The 20,661-nt window shown below is 58.9% G+C and carries 25 protein-coding genes; 10 read left to right on the top strand and 15 right to left on the bottom strand.

What is annotated here, in order from left to right; all coding sequences use genetic code 11:
- Positions 1-14: 14 nt before the first annotated feature.
- From GS612_RS15655 to GS612_RS15640, 4 genes are all read left to right on the top strand, one after another.
- A complete protein-coding gene (locus GS612_RS15655; protein ID WP_152456805.1) occupies positions 15-1,190 on the top strand; it encodes an acetyl-CoA C-acetyltransferase in 1,176 nt (391 codons plus the stop codon).
- A 186-nt stretch (positions 1,191-1,376) separates the two neighbouring features.
- Positions 1,377-2,099 (top strand): acetoacetyl-CoA reductase, encoded by a 723-nt coding sequence (gene phbB / locus GS612_RS15650; protein ID WP_152456804.1) that lies wholly within the window; start codon positions 1,377-1,379, stop codon positions 2,097-2,099.
- A 298-nt stretch (positions 2,100-2,397) separates the two neighbouring features.
- Positions 2,398-3,345 carry a transcriptional regulator GcvA gene (locus GS612_RS15645; RefSeq protein WP_171641602.1) on the top strand — a complete coding sequence of 316 codons (948 nt, stop codon included), beginning with the start codon at positions 2,398-2,400 and terminating at the stop codon, positions 3,343-3,345.
- Positions 3,342-4,208: a DMT family transporter gene (locus GS612_RS15640; protein WP_171641600.1), complete on the top strand. Its 867-nt coding sequence runs from the start codon at positions 3,342-3,344 to the stop codon at positions 4,206-4,208. Before GS612_RS15645 ends, GS612_RS15640 begins: the two co-directional genes overlap by 4 nt.
- On the opposite strand, the gene GS612_RS15635 is transcribed toward GS612_RS15640, so the two are convergent.
- The 3 genes from GS612_RS15635 to GS612_RS15625 form a co-directional block, all read right to left on the bottom strand.
- Positions 4,205-4,369 (bottom strand): YdcH family protein, encoded by a 165-nt coding sequence (locus GS612_RS15635; protein WP_083445267.1) that lies wholly within the window; start codon positions 4,367-4,369, stop codon positions 4,205-4,207. The genes GS612_RS15640 and GS612_RS15635 overlap by 4 nt on opposite strands.
- 115 nt (positions 4,370-4,484) lie before the next feature.
- Positions 4,485-5,264, bottom strand: a complete 780-nt coding sequence (locus GS612_RS15630; protein WP_171641598.1) for a tRNA1(Val) (adenine(37)-N6)-methyltransferase — start codon at positions 5,262-5,264, stop codon at positions 4,485-4,487.
- Complete coding sequence (locus GS612_RS15625; RefSeq protein WP_152456800.1) at positions 5,261-5,476, bottom strand: DUF2007 domain-containing protein; 216 nt, start codon at positions 5,474-5,476, stop codon at positions 5,261-5,263. Before GS612_RS15625 ends, GS612_RS15630 begins: the two co-directional genes overlap by 4 nt.
- 56 nt (positions 5,477-5,532) lie before the next feature.
- On the opposite strand from GS612_RS15625, the gene GS612_RS15620 reads away from it, so the two are divergent.
- Positions 5,533-6,531: a polyprenyl synthetase family protein gene (locus tag GS612_RS15620; protein ID WP_171641596.1), complete on the top strand. Its 999-nt coding sequence runs from the start codon at positions 5,533-5,535 to the stop codon at positions 6,529-6,531.
- Here GS612_RS15620 and GS612_RS15615 read toward each other — a convergent pair.
- The 4 genes from GS612_RS15615 to soxR form a co-directional block, all read right to left on the bottom strand.
- A complete protein-coding gene (locus tag GS612_RS15615; protein ID WP_171641594.1) occupies positions 6,524-7,345 on the bottom strand; it encodes a 4-(cytidine 5'-diphospho)-2-C-methyl-D-erythritol kinase in 822 nt (273 codons plus the stop codon). The genes GS612_RS15620 and GS612_RS15615 overlap by 8 nt on opposite strands.
- Positions 7,335-9,005 (bottom strand): tetratricopeptide repeat protein, encoded by a 1,671-nt coding sequence (locus GS612_RS15610; protein WP_171641764.1) that lies wholly within the window; start codon positions 9,003-9,005, stop codon positions 7,335-7,337. The genes GS612_RS15615 and GS612_RS15610 overlap by 11 nt, the downstream gene beginning before the upstream one ends.
- 145 nt (positions 9,006-9,150) lie before the next feature.
- Entirely contained in the window at positions 9,151-10,797 is a 1,647-nt protein-coding gene (locus tag GS612_RS15605) for an electron transfer flavoprotein-ubiquinone oxidoreductase (protein ID WP_171641592.1), read from the bottom strand.
- A 136-nt stretch (positions 10,798-10,933) separates the two neighbouring features.
- Positions 10,934-11,389 (bottom strand): redox-sensitive transcriptional activator SoxR, encoded by a 456-nt coding sequence (gene soxR, locus GS612_RS15600; RefSeq protein WP_170346323.1) that lies wholly within the window; start codon positions 11,387-11,389, stop codon positions 10,934-10,936.
- 85 nt (positions 11,390-11,474) lie between these two features.
- Between soxR and GS612_RS15595 the strand changes: the two genes are divergently transcribed.
- The 3 genes from GS612_RS15595 to GS612_RS15585 all read left to right on the top strand — a co-directional run bounded on the left by GS612_RS15595 (position 11,475) and on the right by GS612_RS15585 (position 13,567).
- Entirely contained in the window at positions 11,475-11,855 is a 381-nt protein-coding gene (locus GS612_RS15595; protein WP_171206067.1) for a VOC family protein, read from the top strand.
- 231 nt (positions 11,856-12,086) lie between these two features.
- Complete coding sequence (gene greA / locus GS612_RS15590) at positions 12,087-12,557, top strand: transcription elongation factor GreA (protein ID WP_170346321.1); 471 nt, start codon at positions 12,087-12,089, stop codon at positions 12,555-12,557.
- Positions 12,558-12,571: 14 nt separating this feature from the next.
- The gene (locus GS612_RS15585) at positions 12,572-13,567 is read left to right on the top strand and encodes a hypothetical protein (RefSeq protein ID WP_171641590.1); all 996 of its coding nucleotides are present in this window, start codon (positions 12,572-12,574) and stop codon (positions 13,565-13,567) included.
- On the opposite strand, the gene GS612_RS15580 is transcribed toward GS612_RS15585, so the two are convergent.
- Genes GS612_RS15580 through fdhD form a run of 6 tightly spaced genes read right to left on the bottom strand, consistent with a single transcriptional unit; the run spans position 13,564 to position 18,769 of the window.
- Positions 13,564-14,157, bottom strand: a complete 594-nt coding sequence (locus tag GS612_RS15580; protein ID WP_371809355.1) for a GNAT family N-acetyltransferase — start codon at positions 14,155-14,157, stop codon at positions 13,564-13,566. The two genes, GS612_RS15585 and GS612_RS15580, sit on opposite strands and share 4 nt — an antisense overlap.
- Positions 14,154-16,199: a gephyrin-like molybdotransferase Glp gene (glp, locus tag GS612_RS15575; RefSeq protein WP_171641763.1), complete on the bottom strand. Its 2,046-nt coding sequence runs from the start codon at positions 16,197-16,199 to the stop codon at positions 14,154-14,156. Before glp ends, GS612_RS15580 begins: the two co-directional genes overlap by 4 nt.
- A 20-nt stretch (positions 16,200-16,219) precedes the next feature.
- Complete coding sequence (gene mobB, locus GS612_RS15570) at positions 16,220-16,711, bottom strand: molybdopterin-guanine dinucleotide biosynthesis protein B (RefSeq protein ID WP_171641588.1); 492 nt, start codon at positions 16,709-16,711, stop codon at positions 16,220-16,222.
- Positions 16,708-17,352, bottom strand: coding sequence for a molybdenum cofactor guanylyltransferase MobA (mobA, locus tag GS612_RS15565; protein ID WP_171641586.1), 645 nt, complete (start codon positions 17,350-17,352; stop codon positions 16,708-16,710). The genes mobB and mobA overlap by 4 nt, the downstream gene beginning before the upstream one ends.
- A complete protein-coding gene (locus GS612_RS15560) occupies positions 17,349-17,885 on the bottom strand; it encodes a hypothetical protein (RefSeq protein ID WP_171641584.1) in 537 nt (178 codons plus the stop codon). The genes mobA and GS612_RS15560 overlap by 4 nt, the downstream gene beginning before the upstream one ends.
- Positions 17,882-18,769 (bottom strand): formate dehydrogenase accessory sulfurtransferase FdhD, encoded by an 888-nt coding sequence (gene fdhD, locus GS612_RS15555; protein WP_171641761.1) that lies wholly within the window; start codon positions 18,767-18,769, stop codon positions 17,882-17,884. The genes GS612_RS15560 and fdhD overlap by 4 nt, the downstream gene beginning before the upstream one ends.
- 49 nt (positions 18,770-18,818) lie before the next feature.
- Here fdhD and GS612_RS15550 point away from each other — a divergent pair, with 49 nt between their 5' ends.
- Positions 18,819-19,535 carry an AzlC family ABC transporter permease gene (locus tag GS612_RS15550; RefSeq protein ID WP_171641582.1) on the top strand — a complete coding sequence of 239 codons (717 nt, stop codon included), beginning with the start codon at positions 18,819-18,821 and terminating at the stop codon, positions 19,533-19,535.
- The gene (locus GS612_RS15545; RefSeq protein WP_152456788.1) at positions 19,532-19,864 is read left to right on the top strand and encodes an AzlD domain-containing protein; all 333 of its coding nucleotides are present in this window, start codon (positions 19,532-19,534) and stop codon (positions 19,862-19,864) included. The genes GS612_RS15550 and GS612_RS15545 overlap by 4 nt, the downstream gene beginning before the upstream one ends.
- Here the strand turns inward: GS612_RS15545 and GS612_RS15540 are convergent.
- Positions 19,853-20,485, bottom strand: coding sequence for a hypothetical protein (locus GS612_RS15540; RefSeq protein ID WP_171171212.1), 633 nt, complete (start codon positions 20,483-20,485; stop codon positions 19,853-19,855). The two genes, GS612_RS15545 and GS612_RS15540, sit on opposite strands and share 12 nt — an antisense overlap.
- A gap of 17 nt (positions 20,486-20,502) precedes the next feature.
- Complete coding sequence (locus tag GS612_RS15535; RefSeq protein ID WP_050604020.1) at positions 20,503-20,637, bottom strand: aa3-type cytochrome c oxidase subunit IV; 135 nt, start codon at positions 20,635-20,637, stop codon at positions 20,503-20,505.
- Between the last annotated feature and the right edge of the window lie 24 nt (positions 20,638-20,661).

The following is a 20,661-nucleotide window of genomic DNA, read 5'->3' as shown; positions in this document are numbered from 1 at the left end:
AAAGGACTGATCATATGACCAACGTAGTAATCGCATCCGCCGCACGCACAGGTGTTGGCAGCTTCAGTGGTTCGTTTGCGAACACACCTGCCCATGATCTGGGCGCTGCCGTTCTGGAAGCAGTTGTCGAGCGCGCCGGAGTGGAAAAAGGCGAAGTCAGCGAAACCATTATGGGTCAGGTTCTGACTGCCGCCCAAGGCCAGAATCCCGCGCGACAGGCGCATATCAATGCCGGCCTGCCACAGGAAAGCGCCGCATGGGGCATCAATCAGGTTTGTGGCTCGGGCCTGCGCGCCGTTGCTTTGGGCGCCCAGCATATTCAGCTGGGAGACGCGGAAATCGTCGCTGCTGGTGGTCAGGAAAACATGACGCTGTCACCCCACGCCGCCGCGCTGCGCGCCGGTCACAAGATGGGCGACATGAAGTATATCGACACGATGATCCGCGATGGCTTGTGGGATGCTTTCAACGGCTATCACATGGGTCAGACTGCCGAGAATGTTGCACAGAAATGGCAGATCAGCCGCGAGATGCAGGATGAATTCGCCGTTGCTTCGCAGAACAAGGCCGAAGCAGCCCAAAAGGCCGGCAAGTTCGCAGACGAAATCGTGCCCTTCACCATCAAGACCCGTAAGGGCGACATCGTGATGGACAAGGACGAATACATTCGTCATGGCGCAACCATGGAGGCGATGGCCAAACTGCGTCCGGCCTTCACCAAGGACGGTTCGGTCACAGCTGCCAACGCCTCGGGATTGAACGACGGTGCGGCCGCGACGCTGCTGATGTCAGCCGAAAACGCCGAAAAGCGGGGAATCGAACCTCTGGCGCGCATCGCGTCCTATGCGACCGCCGGTCTGGACCCGTCGATCATGGGCGTCGGCCCGATCTATGCATCGCGCAAGGCACTGGAAAAAGCAGGCTGGTCGGTAGACGATCTGGACCTGGTCGAAGCCAACGAAGCCTTTGCCGCGCAGGCTTGCGCGGTGAACAAGGATATGGGCTGGGATCCGTCGATCGTGAACGTAAACGGCGGCGCCATTGCCATCGGCCATCCGATCGGTGCTTCGGGGTGCCGTGTTTTGAACACCCTGTTGTTCGAAATGAAGCGACGCGATGCGAAAAAGGGTCTGGCCACCTTGTGCATCGGTGGTGGCATGGGCGTTGCCCTTTGTGTGGAGCGCGACTAAGCGCTTTGACAATCAAATAGAATTAGGCGCCCAGTGGGCGCCTTTTTTTGTTACATTGAGGTTCTAACCCTTGGATGCGACGATATTGCCGCCCGGAAACCGAGATTCAAAACGAAACAATATTGCGCACAACCATCTCTCAGAGTAACAGCATTACTAAGACGACTAAAATTGAAGGAGTCATAAATGGCACGAACAGCACTCGTAACCGGCGGTTCCCGCGGCATTGGCGCAGCAATTTCCAAGGCGCTAAAAGCCGAAGGATATAACGTTGCGGCCACCTATGCAGGAAACGACGAAGCAGCCGCAAAATTCACCGAAGAAACCGGGATCAAGACCTACAAGTGGAACGTCGCGGATTATGACGAATCCAAAGCGGGCATCGAAAAGGTTGAAGCCGAGGTTGGCCCCATCGATGTGGTCGTCGCCAATGCAGGCATCACCCGCGATGCACCGTTCCACAAAATGACACCGGATCAGTGGAAAGACGTGATCGACACCAACCTGACTGGCGTGTTCAACACCGTGCACCCAATCTGGCCCGGCATGCGCGAGCGCAAGTTCGGCCGTGTCATCGTCATCAGCTCGATCAACGGTCAGAAAGGCCAGTTCGCTCAGGTGAACTATGCAGCGACCAAGGCAGGCGACCTGGGCATCGTGAAATCCCTGGCGCAGGAAGGCGCGCGGGCGGGGATCACTGCCAACGCGATCTGCCCCGGCTATATTGCAACCGAAATGGTCATGGCAGTGCCTGAGAAGGTGCGCGAGTCCATCATTGGCCAGATCCCGGCCGGCCGTTTGGGTGAGCCGGAGGAAATCGCCCGCTGCGTGGTCTTCCTGGCATCGGACGATTCGCAGTTCATCAACGGTTCGACGATCTCGGCCAACGGTGCGCAATTCTTCGTCTGATCCAGACTTGTGAACAAAAAACGGGCCGGTCCTTTTGGGCCGGCCCTTTCTGATCCCGTAAGAACGCGCGCGCTGCGATCAGCGGGAACCGAATATCCATCCCCAAAACTGCCAGACCACCCTGCTGCGCTCTTGGTGGGCACGCAGGATCGCCATCTGGGCGGCGGGATTCGTCGTCATCTCGATCATGGCAGTCTCCTTTTCAAATCAGTTTTATTTGACCTGATGTGAATATGGCTGTTAAAAACAAACACGACAAACGAGCTTTCTTGAGACTTCAGTTAAGTTTTTCTTCACTATGAGTGACTATCTGCCTCCGCTGACCGCGTTGCGTGCTTTTGACGCCGCAGCCCGGCACATGTCTTTTTCGAAGGCGGCGGAAGAGCTGCATGTGACGCCAGCTGCCCTGTCGTTTCAGATCAAGTCGCTTGAAGAACACCTTGGTAGGCCGCTGTTTCGTCGTCTGAACCGCGCCGTAGAACTGACCGAGGCGGGCCGTGCCCTTGCGCCTGGTGCGGCAGAAGGGTTTGCCACCTTGCAAGCCGCATGGCGTGCGGTGCGCAGACAGGAAGATGACACAAGCCTGACCGTCACCGCGGGCCCAGCTTTGACCGCCAAGTGGCTGGCGCCGCGGCTTTACGAATTTGCTCGGGCGCATCCCGAGATCGATCTGAAATTCTCGGCCACGCTGCGCAACATGGATCTGGAACGGGACGACGTGGACGTCGCCATCCGCTTCGGGAATTCGGCCGATGACGGGCTGTATTCCGTTCCCGTCAGAAAGGAATGGCTGACCCCTGTAATGACGCCCGAACTTGCGGAACAATTCACCACGCCGGAAAGCCTTGAAGGGGCCCCGCTGATCCATGACGATTCGATCAGTTTTCTGACCCCGCCTTGCGATTGGCCCGCTTGGTTCCGTGCCGTGGGGGTGGATTTTACTCCGACCCATGGCGCGCACTTTTCCAATGCCGATCACGCGATTGATGCCGCTGTTGCCGGTGTCGGCGTGGCACTGGGGCGACGCGCCATGATTCTCAAGGACCTGACCGAAGGCCGCTTGGTTGCGCCGTTCAAGGTGGCCCTGGAAACACAAGGCCGGTTCCGGTTTCTGTGCCTGCCGGGGGCTGAAAAGAAACCTCAGATCGCGGCGTTTCGCGATTGGTTCCTGACCGAGATTGAAAAAACCGCGCATATATCGGATGAGTTCAAAATCATACCGATTGAAGAGGTTTCCCGCCCATGACCAAAATGCGCGCAACGGCCATCGGCTTCGTGGCTGTCTTGCTATGGGCCTTGCTGGCGTTGTTCACTGTCGGGTCGGCACCCACGCCGCCCCTGCTGCTGAACACGATCTGCTTTTCGATTGGTGGTACGCTTGGGCTTGTCTGGGCGACGGCGACAGGTGGTCTGAGCGATCTAAAGCAAGTCCCCTGGACGACCTACCTGTTTGGCGCATTGGGCCTGTTTGGCTATCACGCGCTGTATTTTTCGGCCCTGCGCATGGCGCCGGCTGCCGAGGCCGGGCTGATCGCATATCTCTGGCCTCTGCTCATTGTGCTTCTGTCAGGCCTGCTTCCGGGTGAACATCTGCGTATCGGCCACCTGATCGGGGCCTGCCTTGGATTCGCAGGGGCCGCTGTCATCATTGCCGGGGGTGGCGGCGCGGGCTTTCAGGCCCAATACCTGCCCGGATACGCATTGGCTTTGCTTTGCGCACTGACATGGTCGGGCTATTCCGTTCTATCACGCAAACTGGAGGGCACGCCGACCAGTTCCGTCGCAGTATTCTGCCTTGCGGCTGCACTGGCTTCGGGTCTGCTGCATCTGGCTGTGGAAGATACTGTACTGCCCGATACGGCACTGGGCTGGGCGTCGGTGCTGGCACTCGGCCTTGGGCCCGTCGGGCTGGCGTTCTACGTCTGGGACATTGGCGTCAAGCAAGGCGACATTCAAATCCTCGGAACCTCATCCTATGCGGCCCCGTTATTGTCGACCCTTGCTTTGGTGGTGGCCGGGATCGCGACCCCGTCCTGGGGGCTTGCGATCGCTGCCTTTCTGATCACCGGCGGGGCCTTGATCGCGGCCCGCGCCAGCCTGAAAACTTAAGCGGACAGGCGTTCGATCTCTTCTTTCAGCTTGAGCTTCTGTTTTTTCAACTGAGCAATATGGAGATCATCGATACCTGGCGAGCGTTGGGCTTGTTCCACTTCTAGACCGAGAGATTCGTGCTTTTTCTTCAGTTCCGTCAGATGTGCGCTCACGCTCATTGCGATCCTCCTTGTTTATGTGTCTGTATGTCACGTAAGAATTTGACCACATCGTTTCCACCCTGTCACGCTGCAGACGCACAGAATCTGTAACAAATCCGACAAATTCGGCTGGTCATTGCCGATGGCACAAGTTCCGAGGCAACGGAGCGGCCTGTCGAAGCACGGCTGAGACCGCCTCGGTATAGCTTTCACCGTCTTTTTCGTGGCGCTCACTGGCGTGCAGAATCAAAGGCGCATGGAGGCGAAATGCCGCGCGTCCCCCTTTGCGGGCGCTCAGGATGACCAGTTCTGCCTCGCGGCCCACCCGCGCGCTGAGCGGCAGCACCTCGATTGAACCCAGTTTCCCTTCACAAGCCGTCAGCATATCGGGAAGACGGTCGGCTTTCTGGATCATGTGCAGGAACCCCCGAGGGGCAAGGCGTTTGGCCGCCACGGTGATCCAGTCAATTAGAGGCGTATTTTCACCCAGGGCAATGCTCCGCCCTGTGTCGCTGGCGGGGCTATGCGCCCCAGAACGGTAATAGGGCGGGTTCGCGATTACGTGATCAAAGTGCCGCTGTCGGAGGTCATCAGGCAAAGCGTTCAGGTCAGCCTCGATCACATCCAGATCACAGCTGTTGATTTCCGAATTGCGGCGGGCCAGATCCGCGTAGGCCGGTTGCAATTCGATCCCAACCATTTGCAGCCCCGGCACCCGCGCGGACAGGCACAGAATGGCAGCCCCCGCGCCACATCCCAGTTCCAGCACGGATTGCCCGGCCTTTGCAGGGACGGATGCCGCAAGCAAAACAGGGTCTACTCCGGCGCGGTAACCTGACGCAGGTTGCAGCAATCGCACCCGGCCACCAAGGAAATCGTTGCACGTCAATTCATTGTCGTCAAAACGCATCATCGGCCCAGCGGGATCTCGTTGTCGCGCATCACACGCTCGGCCCGGGTCAGGTCTTCGGACCGAACCATCAGTCGACGGGGGAAGATCCCGATACCACCTTCGAGGATGCTCATATTTACGTCCATCTGAAAGCAGTCTATATCCTCGCCCTCAAGGAGAGCGGATGCAAAGGCCAAGATTGTCGGATCGGTACTGCGCAACAGTTCTTTCATGGGGATGGATGTAAGGGCAAGGCGAGGCGAAAGTCGAGCCTTGTATCAGGAGTGTGATGACCGTCGACATGATCTCAAAACCGCATGAGCGTCTGGCTGAAATTCTGTCGGGCGAGATGGAGGCCGTGAACGGGCTGATCCGCACGCGGATGGCATCGGACCATGCGCCACGCATCCCGGAAGTGACGCGGCATCTGGTCGAAGCAGGTGGAAAACGCCTGCGCCCGATGCTGACACTGGCCGCAGCACGCCTGTTTGGCTATTCCGGCGACCACCATGTGCGCCTTGCTGCGACGGTCGAGTTCATTCACACCGCCACCCTGCTGCATGACGACGTCGTGGATGAAAGCGCACAGCGACGGGGCCGCCCGACCGCCAATCTGCTTTGGGACAACAAATCCAGCGTTCTGGTTGGCGATTACCTGTTTTCACGCAGTTTCCAGTTGATGGTGGAAACGGGCTCGCTGCGCGTTCTGGATATCCTGGCCAATGCCTCTGCAACCATTGCCGAAGGCGAAGTGCTGCAAATGACGGCCGCAACCGATCTGCGCACGGATGAAAACGTTTATCTTCAGGTCGTGCGCGGCAAGACAGCGGCATTGTTTTCAGCCGCGACCGAAGTGGGCGGCGTGATCGCAGGTGCCTCGGAAGAGCAGGTCAAAGCGCTTTTCGACTATGGCGATTCACTGGGCATCGCGTTCCAGATTGCCGATGACCTGTTGGATTATCAGGGCGACAGCAAAGCGACCGGGAAGAATGTTGGCGATGACTTCCGTGAACGGAAACTGACCCTGCCCGTCATCAAAGCCGTGGCGCAATCCACGCCGGAAGAACGCGCCTTCTGGGAGCGCACGATCGAAAAGGGCCGCCAACAGGATGGGGATCTGGATCAGGCGCTGGGTCTGATGAACAAATACGCCACGCTGGAAGAAACCCGGCAAGACGCTTTGGGCTGGGCCAACAAAGCCAAGGCGTCGCTGGAGGTACTGCCGGATCATGAGATTCGCAGCCTGTTGCGCGAATTGGCCGATTACGTGGTTTCACGTCTCAATTGAGCTGTGTGGCGCGGCACCACCAATCAGGATGGGCTGCGCCGATCTCATAGGCCGCAAAATGCGCGTCTTTCATCGTCGGATAAAGCGCAAAACAGGTTGATCCTGACCCTGACATTCGCACCACGAGCGCGCAATTGGTCATCGTCAACTCGTCCAAAACCTGTTCGATCTCAGGTGCGACGTTCATGGCGGGCACTTGCAGATCGTTGCGTTGATTGCGCAGCCACTGGGCGCACTCATCGGCATTTTCAAACTCAGGTGCGCTTTCAGGCATTGGCGGGTTGTCTCTGGACGCCAGCGCGTTGAAAACGGCACCGGTGGGCACCTGTACATTCGGGTTGACCAAAAGGGCGGGCAGGTGCGGAAGGTTCACCGCCGTCAAACGATCGCCAATGCCCTGCATTCTTGTCGCCCGACCTTCCAGGCAGACGGGGACATCCGCCCCCAATGACAACGGCAGGCACTGCGGGAGGTCGTGGCCCTGATCTGCCAGGGCCCCAAGCGTGGCCGCAGCATCAGACGACCCTCCGCCAATGCCCGCCCCATGGGGCAGGGACTTGGTCAGTTGGATATGACCGGTCCAACCGACAGCTTCTGCCGCCCTCCAGACCAGGTTTCGGCTGTCCGTGGGGACTCCGCCGGCAAACTCGCCGCGAACGTCCATGGACAATTCGGGGCCGGGGGTGAATGTCAGCCGATCACCCAGATCGGCGAATACAACCAACGAATCCAAAAGGTGATAGCCGTCGTCTCGACGGCCAGTCACATGAAGGGTCAGGTTGATCTTGGCGGGCGCAAACGCCTTAATTTCCATTGGCGACTTTCAATGGCTCCGAACCTTCTTCGGCCAGAACGGCATCCAGCCCGACTTCGATCTTGCGCCGGATTCGATCCGGATCGGCTTCGCCGTCCGTGTCTTCCGGGTCGATGAAGGACAAGGCGCGGCTCCACTGAAACTCGGCCTCGCGCGCGCGGCCGACAGCCCAGTAGACGTCACCCAGATGATCGTTGACCACCGGATCCACCGGCATCAGCTCAACCGCACGTTCCATGTGTTCGACGGCCTCGTCGTAACGCCCCAGACGGAACAGAACCCAACCCAGACTGTCCACGATATAGCCACTGTCCGGACGCGCAGCTACTGCGCGCTCGATCATATCCAATGCTTCATCCAGCTTTTCTTTGCGCTCAACCAGCGAATACCCCAGGTAATTCAGAACCTGAGGCTGATCCGGGTTCAGTTCCAGCGCCCGGCGGAAATCAGCTTCGGCCTGATCCCATTGCTTCAGCCTTTCATGACTGATTCCGCGAGCATAATGCAGGAACCAATTTCCACCCGCCGCGCTGTCCGTCAGCGCGATCGCAGTGTCGTAAGAGGCCACGGCAGCGGCATAGTTTTCCTGTCGGCGCTGCAAGTCTGCCAAAGCGACATGCACACCCGGAAAATCAGGGTCTTGCGCAGCCAGGTTCTGCAACACCTCGACGGCCGCATCGGTTTTTCCCGAACGGTCCAGAACTTCGGCGCGGCCCAATTCGGCCGCATGGTGATCGTTGCTGTCCGCCGGGACCAGGCGGTATGCCTCAACCGCCAGATCATATTGCTGCAAGTTGTCCAGCAGATCCGCGCTCAGCAAAATGGCATCCGTATGATCGGGGCGCAGGAAACTGGCCAAGCGTGCGTACAGCAGAACGTAATCGGCCGAAGCTTCGCTGTTCAATGCGGCACCGACGGTGAAAAAAATCTCGGCCATGCCGTCCTGAGCGGATCGGACATGGGTGAACGGCAGTGTTTCACCCGCCGCCAACTGGCTCAAATACGCCTCGATGGTCGGGTCACTGCCCGCCACGAACACATCGTCCAGAAACTGAATGGCGTCTTCGTTGCGATCCAGCTGCGACAGAATCTCGGTGCGGGCCAAGGCGGCACGACGAGAGAACCGGGCAACCGTTCCATCATTGTCCGCAAGTATCGCCTCGGCGCCTTCGAAATCACCGATAGACGCCAAAGCCATCGCCTTGTGGTAAAGCGCGAATTCCCTGAGACCATCCTGTGTGGCGACGGAATCGAACTGTTCCATCGCTTTCGTCATCTCACCCTGTCCCAGATGGGCCCAGGCGATCATCAGGCCGTCAACAAGGGGGCCAACTCCCTGTGTTTCAGGGTCACGGGCCAGCAGGTCGTCAAATTTCCCATCGGCGATCAGATTGGCCGAAATCACCATACGCGCAGCCTGACTGGGCAGGTTGGCTTCTTCGATCTGCTGGGCGATCGGCAGCGCGCGCGCCACTTCCCCCAAAGCGATGCGCGCGACGACAACACTTTCCTGCAACAGCGCATTTTGGGGATCAAACCTGAGGGCCTGAGCGTAGTACCTTTCAGCGGCAGAATAGTCGTTTTCGTAAATCGCCTGCCGCCCGGCCAGATATGACCCGGCACCCGTTTCCGAATAGGCCGGAACTGCGACCGACGACATGAACAGCACGGACAAAGCCGCGCGACGAACCAGGGAAAACACCGAAATCCTGCCTTGCTATCGTTGACTGAGGGGTAAGCTAGGGCTTCGGCAGGCAAGAGGCAATGGCAGAGCCTTCACAGCGCCGCCATTGCCCGTTTTTTGCTTACATGTTCGGATAGTTTGGACCGTCGCCGCCCTGCGGTGTGGTCCAGGTGATGTTCTGGCTGGGATCCTTGATGTCGCAGGTTTTGCAATGAACGCAGTTCTGGAAGTTGATGACGAATCGCGGACCGCTCTCATCCTCGACCACTTCATAAACACCGGCCGGGCAATACCGCTGCGCCGGCTCATCGTATTTCGGCAGGTTGACCTTCACGGGGATTTCCGGATCGGCCAGACGCAGGTGGCAGGGCTGGCTTTCCTCGTGGTTCGTCGCTGCGAACGAGACATTCGTCAGACGATCGAAGGACAGCGTTCCATCCGGCTTTGGGTAATCGATTGGCTGGTGCTTGCTGGCATCCTCGGTCGATTCCGCGTCGTTCTTGCCGTGACCCAGCGTGCCGAACAGCGAAAAGCCAAACGTGTTGGTCCACATGTCCAGACCACCCAGCATCAGGCTGGCGGTCAGACCCCATTTCGACCACATCGGCTTGACATTGCGAACCTTTTTCAGGTCGGAACCAATCGCGCCATTGCGAACTTCGGTCTCGTAAACCGTCAGTTCATCGCCCGAACGCTCGGCCTTGATGGCGTCATAAGCAGCCTCGGCCGCAGCTTTGCCCGACAGCATCGCGTTGTGGTTGCCTTTGATGCGCGGCACGTTGACCATGCCCGCCGAACAGCCCAACAGCGCCACGCCCGGAGCAACCAGTTTTGGCATCGACTGATAGCCGCCTTCCGTAATCGCGCGGGCGCCGTAGGCCACGCGCTTGCCGCCTTTCAGCAGATCGGCCACCATCGGGTGGTGCTTGAACCGCTGGAACTCCATATAGGGGTACAGGTGCGGGTTCTTGTAGTTCAGGTGAACCACGAATCCGACGTAAACCTGATTGTTTTCAAGGTGATAAATGAAGGACCCGCCGCCAGCGTTGCTGCCCAACGGCCAGCCCATCGTGTGCGTCACGCTTCCTTCCTTGTGCTTGGCAGGGTCGATCTCCCAGATCTCTTTCATGCCGACACCGTATTTCTGCGGCTCTTTGCCGGCAGACAGATCGTATTTGGCAATCACTTCCTTGGACAGCGACCCACGGACACCTTCCGACAGGAAGACATATTTGCCGTGCAGCTCCATCCCCGGTTCGGTGTTGGGGCCATAGGAACCGTCTGGTTCCAGACCGAAGACACCGGCAACCACGCCTTTGACTTCGCTATTTTCGCCATAGACCATTTCCGAGCACGCCATGCCCGGGAAGATCTCGACACCCAGTTCTTCGGCCTGTTCCGCCATCCAGCGGCAGACATTGCCCATCGAAACGATGTAGTTGCCATGGTTGTGCATCAGGGGCGGCATCGGGAAGTTCGGGATACGGACCTGACCCGCCTCACCCAGCATGTAGAACTTGTCGTCTTTCACGGGCACATTAAGCGGCGCGCCTTTTTCCTTCCAGTCCGGTATCAGAGCATCCAGACCACAGGGGTCGAGAACCGCGCCTGACAGGATATGCGCGCCAACCTCCGAACCTTTTTCCAGAACCACTACGTTCAGGTCGGCATCCAGCTGTTTCAGACGGATGGCCGCAGACAGGCCCGCAGGACCTGCACCCACGATCACCACGTCGTATTCCATCGCTTCGCGTTCAATCTCGGCCATCGCGGGCTCCTTAGCTAACTTTCCGAATTGGCGCTGTCACCGCATGATCTGCGCAATTTTGTTTCACGGCTGATTACATGGTCACAAAGACATTGGTCAATCGAAACACGGCGTAACAAGGGCGCTATTCGACACATCAACCTTCCGGTGTGTCCCCCATCAGGTATCTGGGACCGCTACCATGCGATTTTGCCCGGTCATCGGGGTTGTAAAGCGCGCATTTCGGCAGGCTCAGACACCCGCATCCGATACAGCCATCCAGATTGTCGCGCAACCGCGTCAGGGTGTCGATTCGCTGATCCAGATGGGCCCTCAGCTGTACGCTGATCGCCTTCCAGTCCTGGGGCGTCGGCGTGCGGTTTCCCGGCAGGCCCGACAGCACCTGACGGATTTCCGGCAGGGTCAGGCCGAACTGCTGCGCAATCATGACAAAGCTCAGCCGCCGAATATCGGCCCGCTGATAGCGCCGCTGTCCGCCCGCGTTGCGCCAGGGCGAAATCAGACCCTGTGCTTCGTAATACCGGATGGCCGACACGGCCAGACCTGTGCGCCGGGCCAATGCGCCAATCGCCAGCCCCTCTGATACCGCCATCAACCCTCACAAAAAATTCCTTGACCTAAAGTTAGGTTTAGAAATTACGCTGAGTCGGGACAAGCCAAAAAACACAGGAGATCCCATGATGGCGACGCTTGAACACACCAACTTCACTGTCCGCGACCCGAAGGCCTCGGCCGATTGGATGCAAAAGGTCTTTGGCTGGAAAACCCGCTGGGAGGGCCCCGCAATTGCCGGCGGATACACCGTGCATGTCGGCTCGGCCCATACGTATCTGGCACTGTACAAACCTGACGACCCGAAGCAGTCGGATGAAAGCAGCTATGATGTAATCGGCGGGCTGAACCACGTGGGTGTTCTGGTCGAAGACATCGATGCCACCGAAGACAAGGTTCGCAAGGCAGGATTCGAGCCCCACAACCATGCCGATTACGAACCAGGGCGCCGGTTCTATTTCCGCGATGACAACGGGATCGAGTTCGAAGTGGTGCAATATGATTGAGATGATTTGGCTTTGCACCCCATCGCAGCGTTGGCGCAGGTCGCGGCATCCCGATCATCGGCACAGGCCCCACCCCAAATCAAAACGGCGCGAAGTCGCGAATTGATCGCTGCTGACGCTGTCACCTCTTGCAATTCACGTGGCATTTGGGTCAGGTAACTGCCAATCTAACATTCGCCCCGACGCTCCTGTGCGGCGGGGCGACTCAATTTATGCGTGGACGTAGAGAGTATGGAAAAGATCCCGATGACGCCTGCGGGCAATGCCGCGCTCGAGGCTGAGCTGAAGAACCTCAAATCCGTTGAACGCCCGGCGATCATCGAAGCCATCGCCTCGGCGCGCGAGCTGGGCGACCTGAAGGAAAACGCCGAATATCATTCTGCCCGTGAAAAACAAGGCTTCATCGAAGGTCGCATCAAGGAACTGGAAGGTATTCTGTCGCTGGCCGATGTCATCGATCCGGCAAAATTGTCGGGTGCGGTCAAGTTTGGCGCAAAAGTCACATTGGTCGACGAAGATACCGATGAAGAAAAGACCTGGCAGATCGTTGGTGAATACGAGGCCAATATCGAAAACGGCCTGCTGAACATCAAATCCCCTATCGCCCGCGCCCTGATCGGCAAAGATGAAGGGGACAGTGTCGAAGTGCGCACACCCGGCGGCGTGCGCTCTTACGAAATCCTGAGTATCGAGTACGCCTGACCGGAGCGCATGTAATGTCGGGGCCAAAACCTGACCCGGAAACCGAAAAGCCGACGTCGCTGGGCATCTATGATCGCCCGAAGTCTCCGGCTGTCACCGAAATCGAGATTGTTGCACTGGTGCTCAGCCTGATCTGGCTGGTGGTGTCGGTCGTCTTTCTCGTGCTGCCCGGACAGGGGCAGAACGGTGGCTTTGTCGTCGCCTTTCTGGCCGTGTTCATGCCCGTGGCGATGATCTGGGTTGCGGCCACCGCGATGCGCGCCAGCCGGGTGATGCGAGAGGAAAGCGCGCGGTTGCAAACGGCAATCGACGCGATCCGGCAGGCCTATGTGGCGCAGCAGCAGCGCGCCTCCAGCACCTATGAACCTGCGGTGACCAAAAAGCTGGATGAAATCGCTGCGGCCACACGGAAAACCGAAGACGCCTTGGCAACGTTCTCGACCAAACGCACGGCGCGCTCTGCCACGACCGCGCAGAGTTCCGCTCCGGGCGACCAGACCTCGTTGGAACTGGGCACACCTGCGGAAGAGATCACTCCGCCGCTGAGTACCGAAGTTTTCATCCGCGCCCTGAACTTCCCCGAAACGCAGGATGACACCGAGGGGTTCAATGCGCTGCGTGTTGCATTGAAGGACCGCAAGACGGCACAGCTTGTGCAAGCTTCACAGGATGTTCTGACGCTGCTCAGCCAGGAAGGCATCTACATGGATGACCTGCGGCCCGACAAGGCCCGGCCAGAAATCTGGCGCCAGTTCGCCCAGGGCACACGCGGGCGCGCCGTGGCGGCACTGGGGGGTGTACGCGACAGATCCTCACTTGCGCTGACGGCAGCCCGGATGAAACAGGATCCGATTTTCCGCGACGCCGCGCACCATTTCCTGCGTCGGTTTGACAAGATGATGGCCGAGTTCGAACCCACGGCAAGCGATGCGGAACTGAGTGAACTGGGTGAAACCCGAACGGCCCGCGCATTCATGTTGCTGGGTCGCGTGGCGGGCACGTTTGATTAATCCGGCCCGACAATCCACGACATTTTGGTCGCGCTGCTGAAATTGAACAGATACTTCAGCGGTCCGGTTTTTTCTTGACCCATGGGCTGGAATCCTTCGCGCTCGTAAAGGCTGCGGGCGCGGGGGTTCGTGTCGATGACATCAAGCTGAACCTCTGACATGTCGCGGTTGCGGGCCTCGGACTTGATGGCATTCAGCAATGCCGTGCCCACTCCTTTGCCGCGCGCCTCGGCAGCGACAAAAATGCCATCCATCTGGAACACGCCCGGTTTCAGTTCGCGCTCCAGCACGCTCAGAACCAAGGCGCGCCAAGTCGCCCCGAACCAGCCATAGACCTGCGCCAGAACAGACATATTGCCCCCCGCAAAAGAGCCGTCACGTGTCTTGAAACCTGCCAGACCCAGCATCCGGCCCGTTTCATCCCGTGCAACCAGCGCGAAATCCGGGTTCAATGCGATTTCAAAGAAAGCCAATCCTTTTTCGTCCGGCCCCATGACTTTGCCCAGCTTGGCCGCAAATGCCTGCCAGAACAGTGCCGCCGCTTGCGCGCGTTCCCGATCGGCGAACCCTCTGGAAATCGTGACCGTCACAACCCGAAACTTCCATACGGAAGGAACCGGACCATATCGCCGGGTTTGACATGGCGCGCGCCGTCCTCGATTTCAACCAACCCTTCAGCCCAGCTGAGGCCACTGATCCGGCCTGATCCTTCCGAGTGGAAGACCTCGGCCCGCCCATCCCGCATTCGGGCGCGCAGATATTCCCGGCGACCGGGCTTCTTGCGCTTTTCAAAGGCGGCAGGCACTTCGAAACCTTGCGGTTCAGCCCAGCCTTCGCCGGACATCAGCCCCAAGGCCGGACGCGCGAAAATCAACGTACAGACCATGGCGGCAACCGGATTTCCCGGCAGGCCAAACACCGGCACGCCAGACCACAAACCCAAAGCCAGCGGCCGCCCGGGTTTTAACGCAATGCGCCAGTGCTGCATCGCTCCGGCCTGACGCAACAGGGCCGAAACATGGTCTTCATCACCCGCTGACGCGCCACCACTGGTCAAAATCACATCCGCCTGTTCCGCGGCCTGATCCAATCGATCCCGCAAGGCGTCCCGATCATCCGAAACACGCCCCATATCCACGGGCACGAACCCCATACGTTCGATCAATGACAGCAGCATCGGGCGATTGGCGTCGAAAATCTGACCTGGACCAGCGCTCTCTCCGGCTTCGACCAATTCATCACCCGTAGAGACCACGGCCACGCGAAGCGGTTTGCGCACGTTGACTTCGGCAATCCCCACGGCAGACAGCAGGGCAAGATCGGCAGGGGTCAGCCTGCGCCCGGCAGGAAGGGCGATATCGCCTGCGGTCACATCTTCTCCCGCGTGCCGTGTGTTGGCGCCTTTCTTCAACGGGCCGTGGAAGGCTATGTGGCCGTCCTTGACCGTGACATCCTCTTCCAGAATGACCGTGTCGACACCGGCGGGCAGCGCCGCCCCCGTCAGCACGCGCAAGGCCCGACCTTCAGGCACGACACCGTCGAACGGGATCCCTGCCGCCGCGCGCCCGTCAATCAACAGCATGATCTGCGGGCCATCAGGGGCGGGACCGGCAAAACCGTACCCATCCACGGCCGTATTCGGTTGCGGCGGGTTCGAACGTCGGGCGACCACATCCCCAGCCAGAACGCGCCCGCATGCCCGGGTCAGCGCCATCGTCTCAGATGCGGTAATCGGGTGCAGCCTGTCACGCAAACAGGCCAGCGCCTCATCCACCGGTGTCCAATTGACCCCGGCGGGCAACGCGAAGCAATCGTTCCGCAACGGGGGCGGGGCTATGTTCGGCTTGTCCTGAGGCACACCCAATATCCAACCTTCCTCTGCCGCTGAGACGTTCAATTGCGCATCCAACTCCTGCTCTGTCAAACGCGACAGAGTCAAGGCGACCTGTTCAACCTGCCAGGCATCCTTGATCCGCCCATCCGGTGCAGCGCCAAGGGTCAAAGACGGCCAGATTTCCACGAAGGCGACAGGTTTATCCAACGGCTCGAACGGCCAGACCGAGATTTGCCCGGCAAACCGGTGGCGAAGCCGGTTCAGAATCGGCAGCCCCATCATGACTTGGCCACCAACCGCGCCTGCCCCTGCCATCTGCCAGCAGGTGAAGCTTCCTTTTGCCAGAGTCTCAACGACACGACGGTTCGGGAACGGGTTGGAATAGTCCGATTTGGTACGCGGCAGGCCGTCAATCTCTCGGCGCAATCCATTCATCCAGAACGGACCACGGCCGCCAAACTGAAGGTTGATCCGACCCGCCAGATCAAAGCGGTTGTTGGCCTTCCGAGAATCCTCGACTTGTTGGTCGAACCAGTCCCACAACGCCAGCGGATCGTCCGTTCCGGTCATCGCCCGTGCGAAGCCGCAAGGATATCCAAAAGGAAAATCGAACCCAAGAAGCAGGCGGCGACCGGCCTTAAGTTCGGCGCGGATCAGAGCATCCAACCTCTGCTCGGCTATCCGCCTGTTACGCAGGTATTCGGGGTCAAGCGCTTTTCCGTTTCGTACAATGCAAGCCCAGATCGCATCCTTGCGCGGGGTCGGCCCGGTGTCGTTTCCGCCAGACCAATCCACCATTGCAAAGGTCTGGAACAGGCTCACAAACCGACCTCTTTCAGGATGAAGTCAGCAATCCCGGCACTATCATCCAGATCATAGACCGGGCGGTCCAAGTCCAGCGGAGTGTCGCTGGCCACCGCGCGGATGGTGGCATCTTCAGGTGCCATCAGCGCATGGCCCGCCGCGGCGCGATACGCTTCGATCTTGGGGTGGTCCTCGCGCTTGAAGCCTTCGATAAGCACCAGATCGACCGGCGAGAGCCGCGCCAGCAGCTCGGCCAGCGGCGGTTCAGGCGCGCCCCGCAATTCCTGCATCAAAGCAATGCGTTGCCCCGAGGCAAGCAGCACCTCGCTGGCCCCCGCAACGCGGTGCCGGTGACTGTCGGTGCCTGGCTGATCCACATCGACGCTGTGATGCGCGTGCTTGACCGTAGAGACCGTAAAGCCCCGGCTGGTGATCTCGGCCACCAACCGTTCCATCAGCCCGGTTTTGCCGGCATTCTTCCAGCCCGTGACGCCATAGACCCTCATGCCTGCTCCAACAGTGTCCGGGCACGATCCAGATCTTCAGGCGTGTTGACGTTGAAAAACGGATCAAACGGGTCGGCGTTGAACAATGCCTCGCGCCCGTCATGTTTGTCGGTCCACAGCACCACCTTGCGCAACCCGTCCATCAGCGCCGCCCGCAGATCATCGCGCAGCGCCACGGGCCAAAGCCCGAACGTCGGGTGTCGGTTGACTCGCTTGCCACCACCGGATTTCAGCGCCTCGTCGCCCGAACGCGGCGTGGTGGCCAAGACCAACGGGTGTACCTGCCCTTCCGCAGCCTGCGTCAGTCGCGTAACCAGATCGCGCGGGAAAAATGGCGTATCCGCGGCAGCTGTCACGATGCAGTCCGCCCCCTGCTCTGCCGCCCAGTCGAGCCCGGCCAGCACACCGGCCAGAGGCCCGGCAAACCCTTCGATCGTGTCAGGCAGGACGGGCAGGCCCAGATCAGCGAAGCGCTCAGGGTCGCCATTCGCGTTCAACGCCAACCCACTTACCTGTGGGGACAGACGGTCAATCACATGGGACAGCAGGCTCTGCCCCCCGATCTGCAGCAAACCTTTGTCGCCACCACCCATACGTGTGGCCTGCCCGCCTGCAAGAATGACGCCAAGCGGTTTCGTCATGATGGGTCCTCGATCTCCGGCCATTTTTGGAATTTCTCCAGCGGTGAAAAAATCCAAACCCCACTACCCGCACCAAGCAAAATGAAACACAGGCTCACAGGAAGTCCGGAAAAGTCGGCCAAGACATGGCTCAAGCGAATGAAAGCGAAAAAGAGCACCAAAACCGCCACAGGCGCGAAAAACAACCAGAAAAAGCACCGATACCTGCGAAGTGATCGTCTGATTTCGTTTGGCAAAACGACTGAGGCTGGCAAACCTTGAAGAAGGGTACGTTGCAACACGGCGCTTTGTTTTTGCACCGCCAATCCCCAAGCTGCCCATCCCATCCGGAATGGGGCAAACAGGTCGAATGTGCCGATGTATTCTCTTGCCTCCCACCCCAATCGATCCAAAATTTCTTCGTCCAACCGTGCCATGCCCTCTACGATTGCTCGTTTGCTGCGCGCGTAGTTTCGCGCAGCAAGAATGCTCAGCGGCAAGATACTGACTGCAACAACAAACAGGAAAAAAAGTCTAAGGGTTTCCAAAATCATCCTGCACTTTTCCGGCGGTGTTTCCTGTCTTCGATCGCTACGGTTGACGGGTCCACGTCGCGCAGCAGGCGATCCTCACCCGACAGGCAGACAAAGCGCTGGCCGCGCATCCGCCCGATCAGCGTCAGCCCGACCTCGCGCGCGATCTCGACGCCCCAGGCGGTGAAGCCCGAGCGGGAAGCCAGTACCGGAATCCCCATCATCGCCGTTTTGATCACCATTTCGGATGTCAGACGACCAGTAGTATAGAGGATCTTGTCCGCCGCACTCTCTCCTTCTGACAGCATCCAGCCTGCGATCTTGTCGACGGCGTTGTGGCGGCCCACGTCCTCCATATAGACCAGCGGGCAGTTTTCACGGCACAGGACCGTGCCGTGAATCGCTCCGGCCTCGAGGTACAGCGACGGAGTGCGGTTGATCTTCGAGGCCAGATCATACAGCCAGGAGGTGCGCACCTGAACCTGCGGCAGTTGTACGTCTTCCAAGCCCTCCATCATGTCGCCAAACACAGTACCCACGGCACACCCGCTGGTGCGGGTCTTCTTCTTCAGCTTGTCCTCATACGATGTTTCGCGCGCGGTTCGGACGATCACGGTTTCAAGATCGTCGTCATATTCCACGCGCGTGATTTCGTCATCCGACAGCAGCATCCCCTGATTGCGCAGAAAGCCCAGCGCAAGATATTCGGGATAGTCGCCAATCGTCATCGCCGTCACGATTTCCTGCGAATTGAGGAAGATCGTCAGCGGGCGTTCCTCGACCACGGATATCTGGCTGATTTCACCGTTCTGGTCCACACCCTCGACCGCTCGGGTTAGGCGCATCGCACCCGGATCAGGGGCGATAAGATAGTCCGACAGATCGAATTCCGTGGCCAATTGCAACCCCTTCCCAAGACAGTTACTGCTGCATGAATCACCATAGGATTTAGCCATGGCCTCTGCCACATCCAAGTCATACTTCTGGAAAGGTTTTCGGGACGGGACGCCGTTTATCTTCGTCGCCGTGCCCTTTGGCCTTCTGTTTGGTGTTTTTGCGACCGAAGCCGGGTTGACCCTTGTCCAGACGATGGCCTTTACATCGACCGTTTTTGCAGGTGCCGCGCAATTCACGGCGTTGCAATTGTTGCAAGACAACACCCCGACCGTGATCATCATAATCTCGGCGCTGGCCGTGAATCTGCGTATGGCGATGTATTCCGCATCACTGACACCTTACCTGGGTTCCGCGCCCATGTGGCAGCGTGCCTTTGCGGCATATCTGACCGTGGATCAATCTTATGCCTGCTCGATCGTGCGGTTCGAGAAAGAGCCCGACCTGTCAGTGCCACTACGCATGTCCTATTTCGTGGGCTCTGTCACGCCGATCACACCGCTTTGGATTCTGAGCACTTATCTGGGCGCGGTGCTGGGTGCGCAAATACCGGAAAGCTGGGCGCTGGATTTTGCCCTGCCTATCACCTTTCTGGCCATGATAGGGCCGATGATGCGGACCTTTGCACATGTGGTCGCGGCCCTTGTGGCCATCGCGGTATCGTTGTTGACCGTCGTAATCCCGTTCAATCTGGGTCTGCTGATCGCCGGATGCGCTGGAATGGTTGCCGGAGCACAGGCGGAACTGATTCTCGAACGCAGAAAGACGCGACAATGACACAGCCCGATTCCGTCACCATCTGGACCATTATCATCGGGCTTGCCATCGGCAGCTATGCGCTGCGCTTTGTCTTTATCGGTTTTGTGGGTGATCGCCCGATGCCGCCTTGGCTGCTGCGTCACCTGCGATATACAGCGGTGGCCATCCTTCCCGCATTGATCGCACCGCTGGTCGTTTGGCCCTCTGCCACCGAAGGGCAGCCTGATCTGCCACGTATGTCGGCGGCAGCCGTTGCCCTGGCGGTCGGAGTGATCAGCAAAAACGTGATAGCGGCCATCTTTTCCGGGGCCGCCACGCTCTATGGTCTGCTTTATCTACTGAGTTGAGACAGCGTCGAGCTGGTTGAGACGCGCATTGTTTGCCGCCAAACCTTTTTGCAGATCCGCATCGTCATTTTCCCGATATTCTTCGGTCACGACGCCCGGAATCTGCGCAAACTGTTCCGACAGGTTAACCGGATAGAACGTCACATCAATCTGCTCGAACCCCGGCACCTGCTTCAACAGTTGAGAAGTCGAGTTAGTGCAGAACGCTCCGGCGACCGGACCGGATTGCTTTGCCAGTTGCAAGGCGATTTCAGCCTGTTGCGGGCTCACCTGAATAGTCTGTATGCGGGCATAATGCGTCTCGCGCGCGTGCGAGCTGCGATAAGCTCGTTCGACCGCCGGGGTAATGCCGTAAAGCACATCATCCTTCACCGGAACCACATCCGCCCGGAACGAACCGGCAGGGTCAAAGATCACACGCTCGCTGCCCGAGATCATCAGCGACGTATGCGCGCCCGATCCGGTGCGTGTGTTGATCATTGTGTACAGCGTCAGGGTCGCTGGCCCCGGATCACGGTAGGACCGGGACACGATCTCGTTCCGATCCGCCTGTGGACGGTTCGAATTGGCGCAGCCCGCCACTGTCGCTGCCAGCAAGCAGGCAATCAATATCCTAAACAAGTCAGCCCCCGAAACGATTAGGAGGCGAAAACCGCCAGGAACAGGCACAGGAAGGCAATGGCGACCACACACCACGTGGTGGCCTTGATGAAACCGTTGAATGTCTTGGTTTGGACCGTGATGTCCATTTCGCCGTGCTTGTGTTCAGCCATGAGTCTCAGATTCCCAATTCGCGT

Source organism: Ruegeria sp. HKCCD6157 (assembly GCF_013110685.1).
Lineage (GTDB): Bacteria > Pseudomonadota > Alphaproteobacteria > Rhodobacterales > Rhodobacteraceae > Ruegeria.
Note: the sequence above shows the minus strand (reverse complement) of the source record. Positions and strands in the feature narration are given on the sequence as shown.